Here is an 8,615-nt window from a genome sequence, read left to right on the forward strand (position 1 = left end):
TCCTACAAATCTGCAAGCGTTTGGCTTGCAGTTTGTCGCCAGGGTCAGTTGTGCGCGTGCAGGGCTTCGTTCAGCTCAATCGCCGATTTGTGGGTCTTGCACTCCACCGCACCGGTTTGCGAGTTACGGCGGAACAGCAGGTCCGGCTGGCCCGCCAGGTCGCGGGCCTTGAGCACCTTGACCAGTTGGTTGTCGGCATCGAGCAGCGCCACCTTGGTGCCGGCGGTGATATACAGGCCCGATTCCACGGTGTTGCGGTCGCCCAGCGGGATGCCGATGCCGGCGTTGGCGCCGATCAGGCAGCCTTCGCCAACCGAAATCACGATATTGCCGCCGCCGGACAGGGTGCCCATGGTCGAGCAGCCACCGCCCAGGTCCGAGCCCTTGCCGACGAATACGCCCGCCGATACGCGGCCTTCGATCATGCCTGGGCCGGCGGTGCCGGCGTTGAAGTTGACGAAGCCTTCGTGCATCACGGTGGTGCCTTCGCCCACGTAGGCGCCCAGGCGGATGCGTGCGCTGTCAGCGATACGCACGCCAGCCGGCACCACGTAGTCGGTCATTTTCGGGAACTTGTCCACCGAGAAGACTTCCAGCAGGTCGCCTTTCAGGCGCGCTTCCAGTTGACGCTCAGCCAGTTCGCCAAGGTCGACAGCGCCCTGGCTGGTCCAGGCCACGTTCGGCAGCAGCGGGAAGATCCCGGTGAGGTTCAGGCCGTGCGGCTTGACCAGGCGGTGCGACAGCAGGTGCAGCTTGAGGTAGGCCTCAGGCGTGCTGGTCAGCGCGGCGTCTTCGGCGAGCAGCGTAACCACCAGCGGCTTCTGGCTTTCGGCCAGGCGGGTGAGCAGGGCGGACTGCTGGCTGTCGACATTTTTCAGCGCTTCGGCCAGATCGCCGGCCTGGCTGTTGCTGATCGCAATGGCCTGGTTGCCGCCCTGGTAAGCGAGTTTTTCCAGCACTTTGGCGACCAGTTCGCTGCTCGGGTTGAGCAGTGGCTGGGCGTAGAAGACTTCTAGCCAGGTGCCCTGACGGTTCTGGGTGCCAACGCCGAAAGCCAGGCTGAAGAGGGTTGTGCTCATGTCGTTTTCCTTACCGCAAATTCGTGTGGGCCGGCTGGTTCAAACCAGTTCGGCGGCATAACGGTCGGCTTTGAAGCCAACCAGGGTCTTGTTGCCGAGATCCAGCACCGGGCGTTTGATCATCGACGGTTGGGCGAGCATCAGTTCGATCGCCTTATGCTGATCGAGGTCGCTTTTCTGCGCCTCGTCCAGCTTGCGGAAGGTGGTGCCTGCACGGTTCAGGAGGGTTTCCCAACCATGCTCATTGCACCACTTTTCCAGGTTGCCACGGTCAATGCCGCAGGCTTTGTAATCATGAAAGGCGTAGCTTACCCCGTGCTCGTCGAGCCAGGTGCGGGCTTTTTTCATGGTGTCGCAGGCTTTTATGCCAAACAGGGTCTTGCTCATCAGAGGCTCTTCACAAAGTCGCGGATACGTTCAGCGGCAGCCACACACTCGGCCAGCGGCGCGACCAGGGCCATGCGCACACGGCCGGCACCGGGGTTATGGCCGTCCACAGCGCGCGACAGGTAGGAGCCGGGCACTACGGTGACATGCTCGCGGGCAAACAGCTCGCGGGTAAATGTTTCATCGTCTATCGGGGTTTTCGCCCACAGGTAGAAACCGCCATCTGGCCGTTGCACATCCAGCACGTCGCCAAGAATCGCCAGCACCGCATCGAACTTCTCGCGGTACAGGTCGCGATTGGCTTTGACATGGGCTTCGTCGTTCCAGGCGGCCACGCTGGCCAGTTGGGTTTGCACCGGCATGGCGCAGCCGTGGTAGGTACGGTACAGCAGGAAAGATTTCAGAATGTCGGCGTCGCCGGCGACGAAGCCCGAGCGCAGCCCTGGTAGGTTGGAGCGCTTGGATAGGCTGTGGAACACCACGCAGCGTTTGAAATCATGCCGGCCCAACTCCGCACAGGCGGTTAGCAGGCCAGCCGGTGGATTGCCTTCATCGAAGTACAGCTCGCTGTAGCACTCATCCGCAGCGATCACGAAGTCGAATTTATCGGCCAGGGCGATCAGCTTTTTCAGTGTCGGCAGCGGAATCAGTGCGCCCGTCGGGTTACCAGGCGAGCAGAGAAAGAGGATCTGGCAGCGCTGCCAGACCTCGTCGCTGACGGCGTCGAAATCCGGGTTGAAGCCGTGCTCTTCCAGGCAGGGCAGGTAATGCGGCTGCGCGCCGGCAAGAAAAGCTGCGCCTTCATAGATTTGATAGAAGGGGTTGGGGCTGACTACCAGGCCATCGACATCGCGTTTGACCACCGCCTGGGTAAAGGCAAACAGCGCCTCGCGGGTGCCGTTGACCGGCAGCACATGGCGCGCTGGGTCAAACACGCCGGCCGGTAGGCCAAAGCGGCGGTTGCACCAGGTAGCGATGGCTTCCCGCAGTGCCGGGATGCCCAGGGTGGTCGGGTAGACCGCCAGCTGGTCGAGGTTGGCGCGCAGTGCCTCGGCGACAAACTCCGGCGAACGGTGCTTGGGCTCGCCGATCGATAGGGCAATCGGGCTTTTGTCGGCGGGAGCCTGCACGCTGCCCAGCAGGGCGCGGAGCTTTTCGAACGGGTAGGGCTGCAGCTGGTTTAACGCGTCGTTCATTGTTGCTTCCTGAGGTCTGCCAGCGCCTGCATCGGGGATGTCAGGCGGCTCAAGGGTAATAAGGGGCTTTAAATAACGATTCGGCTTGGTTCGCTCTGCGTGCCTGGCGCGTCGGACAGTTGCGCAACCATGGTTTCCTGCAGGCGCATGCACAGCTCGGGGTCGGACAACGGCTGGTTGTGCGCATCGGTGACGAAGAACACGTCTTCCACCCGCTCGCCCAGGGTGGCGATCTTGGCGTTCTGCAGCGACAGGTCGAAGTCGAGGAAAATCCGTCCGATCCGCGCCAGCAAGCCGGGGCGGTCAGGGGCAGTGACTTCGAGGATGGTCACCGGTCGGTGCGCATCGTTGTGAATGCTCACCTGCGGCGCAAAAGCAAAGTGCTTGAGCTGGCGCGGTACACGGCGTTGGATAATGGCCGGGTAATCGTCCGGGTTCTTCAATGCGTCGACCAGCCCCTGACGAATCTCCTTGATCCGCACTGGATTTTCGCCAATCGAGCCGCCTTCGCCTTCGAGCACGATGTAGGTGTCGAGGGTGAACTGGCTGGTGGAGGTGAGAATCCGTGCGTCATGGATGTTCAGGTTGAGCTGGGCCATGGCCGCCACGGTCACGGCAAAGAAGTCGTGCTGATCCTGGGCGTAGATGAAAATCTGCGTGCCGCCTTCGAACTCGCGCGGGGTGGTTTCCTTGATCAGCACCAGCGGCTCGCTGTTGTTGCCGTGCTGCAGGATCGCCTCGCTGTGCCAGGCCACGTCGGATGCTGTGTGGCGCAGGAAGTAGTCGTCGCCCAGTTGTGACCAGAGCTGCTCGGCGTCGTCCGGGTCGGTGCCGCCGCGTACCAGGATGTCCAGGGCGGCGATCTGCGTCAGACGTATCTGCTCTTCGCGGTCCAGTGGGTTTTCCAGGCCACGGCGCAGTGCGCGCTTGGTCTCGGTATAGAGCTGGCGCAGTAGGCTGGCGCGCCAGGAGTTCCACAGGCTGGGGTTGGTGGCGTTGATATCGGCCACGGTCAGTACATAGAGGTAGTCCAGGCGCGTCTGGTCGCCAACCAGGCGGGCGAAGTCGAAGATCACCTGCGGGTCGGAGAGATCCTTGCGCTGCGCCGTGGTGGACATCACCAGGTGGTGCTGGACCAGCCAGACGATCAGTTTGGAGTCCCAGCTCGGTAGTTGATGGCGCACGCAGAAGGCCTCGGCGTCTACCGCGCCCAGCTCCGAGTGGTCGCCGCCACGGCCCTTGCCGATGTCGTGGTAGAGCCCGGCCATATAGATCAGCTCGGGCTTGGGCAGCTTGTCGATCAGCTTGCTGGCCAGGGGGAATTTTTCCGCCAGCTCGGTCCACTTGAACTTACGCAGATGCTTGATCAGGTTCAGGGTGTGCGCGTCGACCGTATAGATGTGGAACAGGTCGTGCTGCATCTGCCCGACGATATGGCCGAACTCCGGCAAGTACAGGCCGAGGATGCCGTAACGGTTCATCCGCCGCAGGTTGCGGTGAATGCCCTGGGGGCTTTTGAACAGTTCGACAAACAGGCTGGTGTTGCGGATATCGCGGCGGAAATCATCGTCGATCAGGTGGCGGTGTTCGCGCAGCAGGCGAATGCTGTTGGCGCATACGCCTTTGATGTCTGGGTGCTGGGCCATCAGCACAAAGATTTCCATGATGGCGAACGGCGTGCGTTTGAACACGTTGGGGTGTGCGACTTCGATATAGCCATCACGCAGCAGGAAGCGACTGTTAAGCGGCGTGGCCTGGCCAATTTCGCCAGCGTGCAGAATCTGCTCTTCAAAGTGCTGGACGATCAGGTCGCTCAGTTCGGCAATCGCCATCACCACGCGGTAGTACTTCTGCATAAAGCGCTCGATGGCGCGCTTGCTGTCGCTGTCTTCGTAACCCAGCAGGGCCGCCACCTTGCTCTGGTGGTCAAATAGCAGGCGGTCTTCGGCGCGGCCGGCGAGCATGTGCAGGGCGTAGCGCACCTTCCAGAGGAATTCCTGGCTGGAGGCGAGCAGGGCGTATTCGCTTTCCAGCAAAAAGCCCTGGCCGACCATGGCGTGCAGGTTCAGCGTGCCGAAATGCCGGCGCGCCACCCAGAGAATGGTCTGGATATCGCGCAGGCCGCCGGGTGAGCCTTTGACGTTGGGCTCCAGATTGTATTCGGTGTCGTTGTATTTGCCGTGACGGGCGCGCTGCTCTTTGTGCTTGGCCAGGAAGAACTGCTTGCTCGGCCACATCTGCGCGGTGCTGGTGACCGCTTGCATGCGCTGACGCAGGCGCTCGGGGCCGGCGATGGTGCGGCTTTCCATCAGGTTGGTAATCACCGTCAGATCGGCGCGGGCTTCCTCGGCGCACTCATCCACACTGCGCACGCTTTGCCCGACTTCCAGGCCGATGTCCCAGAGCAGGGTGAGGAAGCGTTCGATGGGCTCGCGGAAGGTTTCGTGGTCGGCGTTGTCGAGCAGGATCAGCAGGTCGATGTCGGAGAAGGGGTGCAACTCGCCACGGCCATAGCCGCCGACGGCGAGCAGGGCGATATCGGCGTCTTCACTCCAGGCCAGGCGTTCCCAGGCTTCACGCAGGATCTGATCGACAAACCAGGCACGGTCTTCGACCAGGCGCCGCACGTCGCGGCCGCTGGTGAAGCGCCCGTCGAGTACATCACGGGCGTGGCGGATGGCCTTCTTGAATGCCGCAATAGGGCTGGCCTTGAGGGCCAGTTCCGCCTGGAACTGGCCGCGGTCGAACAGCTCGGGATCTACCTGCGGCATTGCGGCCTTCCTTCTATCTATACAGTAGACTCAGCGAGAGGTTCAGGCCGATGTGCGGGCGATGGTGTCGTCACTGCGCAGGGTGAAGATCTCATAGCCGTTAGCGGTCACCAGAATGGTGTGCTCCCACTGGGCGGAGAGCTTGCGGTCCTTGGTGATCGCGGTCCAGCCGTCACCCAGGGTGCGGGTTTCCGGGCGGCCCTGGTTGATCATCGGCTCGATGGTGAAGCACATGCCTTCTTGCAGCTCCATGCCGGTGCCGGCGCGGCCATAGTGCAGCACTTGCGGCTCTTCATGAAACACCGCACCAATGCCGTGGCCGCAGTATTCGCGCACCACCGAGAAGCCGTTCTTCTCGGCATGCTTCTGGATCACTTCGCCGATGTCGCCCAGGCGCGTGCCCGGCTTGACCAGTTCGATGCCTTTATACATGCACTCCTGGGTGATCTTGGCCAGGCGTTCGGCCCACTCCGGCACTTTGCCAACCATAAACATCTTGCTGGTGTCGCCGTGGTAGCCGTCTTTGATTACGGTGATGTCGATGTTGATCACGTCGCCTTCTTTCAACGGCTTGTCGTTCGGGATGCCGTGGCAGACCACGTGATTAACCGAAGTGCAGATCGACTTGGGGAAGCCTTTGTAATTGAGCGGCGCAGGGATGGCCTGTTGCACGTTGACAATATAGTCATGGCAGATGCGGTCGAGCGCTTCGGTGGTGACACCGGGCTTGACGTGCTCGCCGATCATTTCCAGCACTTCGGCAGCCAGGCGACCGGCTACGCGCATTTTCTCGATTTCGTCGGGCGTTTTGATGGTGACGGTCATGTGCGGCTCTCGAACGCGAACAGAAAGGGCGTCATCTTAACAGCTACCAGTCGCCAGCCATAAGCGCCACGTAAAAACCTGCCGCTGGGTCGGCTGCATATGTTGCGGTCTGCGAGTAGCTTGCTCCTGACTTTTATGGTATAAAACGCGCCGCTTTACGGGCTGTGTGCCCGAAAGCTTAAACCCACACACGTATCGACACGGTTTCCTGGGTGCCTTGCGACAAGTTCGCCGGGTTGGAAATCGGGATACGTGGAGGCCTAACCCGACTTATCAAGGAACTATCATGTCCCAAGTCAACATGCGCGATATGCTGAAGGCCGGTGTGCACTTCGGCCACCAGACCCGTTACTGGAACCCGAAAATGGGCAAGTACATTTTCGGTGCGCGCAACAAGATCCACATCATCAACCTTGAAAAAACCCTGCCAATGTTCAACGAGGCACTGTCCTTCGTTGAGAAGCTGGCTTCGGGCAAAAACAAGATTCTGTTCGTCGGCACCAAGCGTTCCGCTGGCAAGATCGTCGCTGAAGAAGCAGCACGTTGCGGTTCGCCGTACGTCGATCATCGCTGGTTGGGCGGCATGCTGACCAACTACAAAACCATCCGCGCCTCGATCAAGCGTCTGCGTGATCTGGAGGTTCAGTCTCAGGACGGCACTTTCACCAAGCTGACCAAGAAAGAAGCCCTGATGCGCACTCGTGATCTGGAAAAACTGGATCGCAGCCTGGGTGGTATCAAGGACATGGGCGGTCTGCCAGACGCGCTGTTCGTGATCGACGTTGACCATGAGCGCATTGCTATCACCGAAGCCAACAAGCTGGGTATCCCGGTTATCGGCATCGTCGATACCAACAGCAGCCCGGAAGGCGTTGACTACATCATCCCAGGTAACGATGACGCCATCCGCGCCATCCAGCTGTACATGGGTGCCATGGCTGACTCGGTAATCCGTGGTCGCAATCATGCCAATGGCGGCACCGACGAGTTCGTCGAGCAAGCCCCAGCTGCAGAAGCTGCTGAAGGCTAAGTAAAACGCGCATAGCGTTTGCTTAGTTCGCAAAAAGGGGGCTTGGCCCCCTTTTTGCCACCTTGAAAACCATCGCCGACGTGCAGTTGCAATCGTTTCTGCTCATTGTCGGCAATGCGTTACGAATTGAGCGCCCGTTTTTCGCGGGTGGAATGGCTAACAACCTATCCAGAGGATTTTGAAATGGCAGAAATTACTGCAGCGTTGGTTAAAGAACTGCGTGAGCGTACTGGCGAAGGCATGATGGATTGCAAGAAGGCCTTGACCAAGGCTGGCGGCGACATCGAAAAAGCCATCGACGACATGCGTGCTTCCGGCGCGATCAAAGCTGCCAAGAAAGCCGGCAACGTGGCCGCCGAAGGCGCCATCAGCATTAAGGAAGATGGCAAGACTGCCGTTATTCTCGAAGTCAACTCGCAGACCGACTTCCTGGCTCTGCAGGACGATTTCAAGAGCTTTGTGGCTGCCAGCGTCGAGAAAGCCTTCGCTGACAAGCTGTCTACCGTTGAGCCGCTGATCGCCGCTCAGGAAGAAGCCCGCCTGGCCCTGGTTGCCAAGTGCGGCGAGAACGTCAATATCCGTCGTCTGGCGCGTATTGAAGGTGACGTTCTGGGTTCTTACCTGCACGGTAACAAGATCGGTGTTGTGGTTGTGCTCAAGGGCGGCACCGTCGACCTGGCCAAAGACATCGCCATGCACGTAGCAGCCAGCAACCCTGAATTCCTGCTGCCTTCGGAAGTGTCTGCTGAAGCCATCGAGCGCGAGAAAGCCGTGTTCGTCAGCCTCAACGAAGACAAGATCAAGGGCAAGCCGGCCGAAATCGTCGAGAAGATGGTTGCCGGTCGTATCCAGAAGTTCCTGGCTGAAGCCAGTCTGGTTGAGCAAGCCTTCGTCAAGGATCCGGAAATCAAGGTCGGTGCTCTGGCCAAGAAAGCCGGTGCTGAAATCGTTTCCTTCACCTACTTCAAGGTTGGCGAAGGCATCGAGAAGCCGGTCGACAACTTCGCTGAAGAAGTTGCTGCGCAAGTAGCTGCTGCCAGCAAGCAGTAAGACGGCTAACCGCTGTTGCCCCGAAGAGGCTGCCCGCTAACGCGCGCGGCCTCTTTGTCAAATTGAGGGCGCAGCTAAGCTGTGGAGTGGTTGGTGCTTAGGCACCAATGGCTCAAGGTGCTGTCGAAACGCTCGACAAAAGCGAACCTAAGGTTTGCACAGAATTCAAACGCCGCAGGAGAGACTCGCAATGGCTCAGCAGATGAGTGGTCGTCAACCGCGCTACAAGCGCATTCTGCTCAAACTTAGCGGCGAGGCCCTGATGGGGTCGGAAGAT

General features: G+C 60.1%; 7 protein-coding genes and 1 pseudogene. 3 read left to right on the forward strand and 5 right to left on the reverse strand.

The features are described from left to right. Positions 1–44: 44 nt before the first annotated feature. The 5 genes from dapD to map all read right to left on the reverse strand — a co-directional run bounded on the left by dapD (position 45) and on the right by map (position 6,258). Positions 45–1,079 (reverse strand): 2,3,4,5-tetrahydropyridine-2,6-dicarboxylate N-succinyltransferase, encoded by a 1,035-nt coding sequence (gene dapD / locus WA145_RS12420; RefSeq protein ID WP_422581869.1) that lies wholly within the window; start codon positions 1,077–1,079, stop codon positions 45–47. A 39-nt stretch (positions 1,080–1,118) separates the two neighbouring features. Beyond that, a complete protein-coding gene (locus WA145_RS12425) occupies positions 1,119–1,466 on the reverse strand; it encodes an ArsC family reductase (RefSeq protein WP_422581870.1) in 348 nt (115 codons plus the stop codon). Then, a complete protein-coding gene (gene dapC / locus WA145_RS12430; RefSeq protein WP_422581871.1) occupies positions 1,466–2,662 on the reverse strand; it encodes a succinyldiaminopimelate transaminase in 1,197 nt (398 codons plus the stop codon). The genes WA145_RS12425 and dapC overlap by 1 nt, the downstream gene beginning before the upstream one ends. 68 nt (positions 2,663–2,730) lie before the next feature. After that, on the reverse strand, positions 2,731–5,433 hold the full coding sequence (locus WA145_RS12435; protein WP_422581872.1) for a [protein-PII] uridylyltransferase: 2,703 nt from the start codon (positions 5,431–5,433) through the stop codon (positions 2,731–2,733). A 42-nt stretch (positions 5,434–5,475) separates the two neighbouring features. Then, positions 5,476–6,258: a type I methionyl aminopeptidase gene (gene map / locus WA145_RS12440; protein WP_422581873.1), complete on the reverse strand. Its 783-nt coding sequence runs from the start codon at positions 6,256–6,258 to the stop codon at positions 5,476–5,478. Between the two features lie 286 nt (positions 6,259–6,544). Here map and rpsB point away from each other — a divergent pair, with 286 nt between their 5' ends. The 3 genes and pseudogenes from rpsB to WA145_RS12455 all read left to right on the forward strand — a co-directional run. Continuing rightward, positions 6,545–7,288, forward strand: coding sequence for a 30S ribosomal protein S2 (rpsB, locus tag WA145_RS12445; RefSeq protein ID WP_422581874.1), 744 nt, complete (start codon positions 6,545–6,547; stop codon positions 7,286–7,288). Positions 7,289–7,471: 183 nt separating this feature from the next. Next, positions 7,472–8,338, forward strand: a complete 867-nt coding sequence (gene tsf, locus WA145_RS12450) for a translation elongation factor Ts (RefSeq protein WP_422581875.1) — start codon at positions 7,472–7,474, stop codon at positions 8,336–8,338. A gap of 190 nt (positions 8,339–8,528) precedes the next feature. Beyond that, positions 8,529–8,615 (forward strand): annotated as a pseudogene (locus tag WA145_RS12455) (UMP kinase); the annotation flags it as partial.

The sequence above is a fragment of the Pseudomonas sp. genome, from assembly GCF_049301935.1.
Taxonomy (GTDB): domain Bacteria; phylum Pseudomonadota; class Gammaproteobacteria; order Pseudomonadales; family Pseudomonadaceae; genus Aquipseudomonas.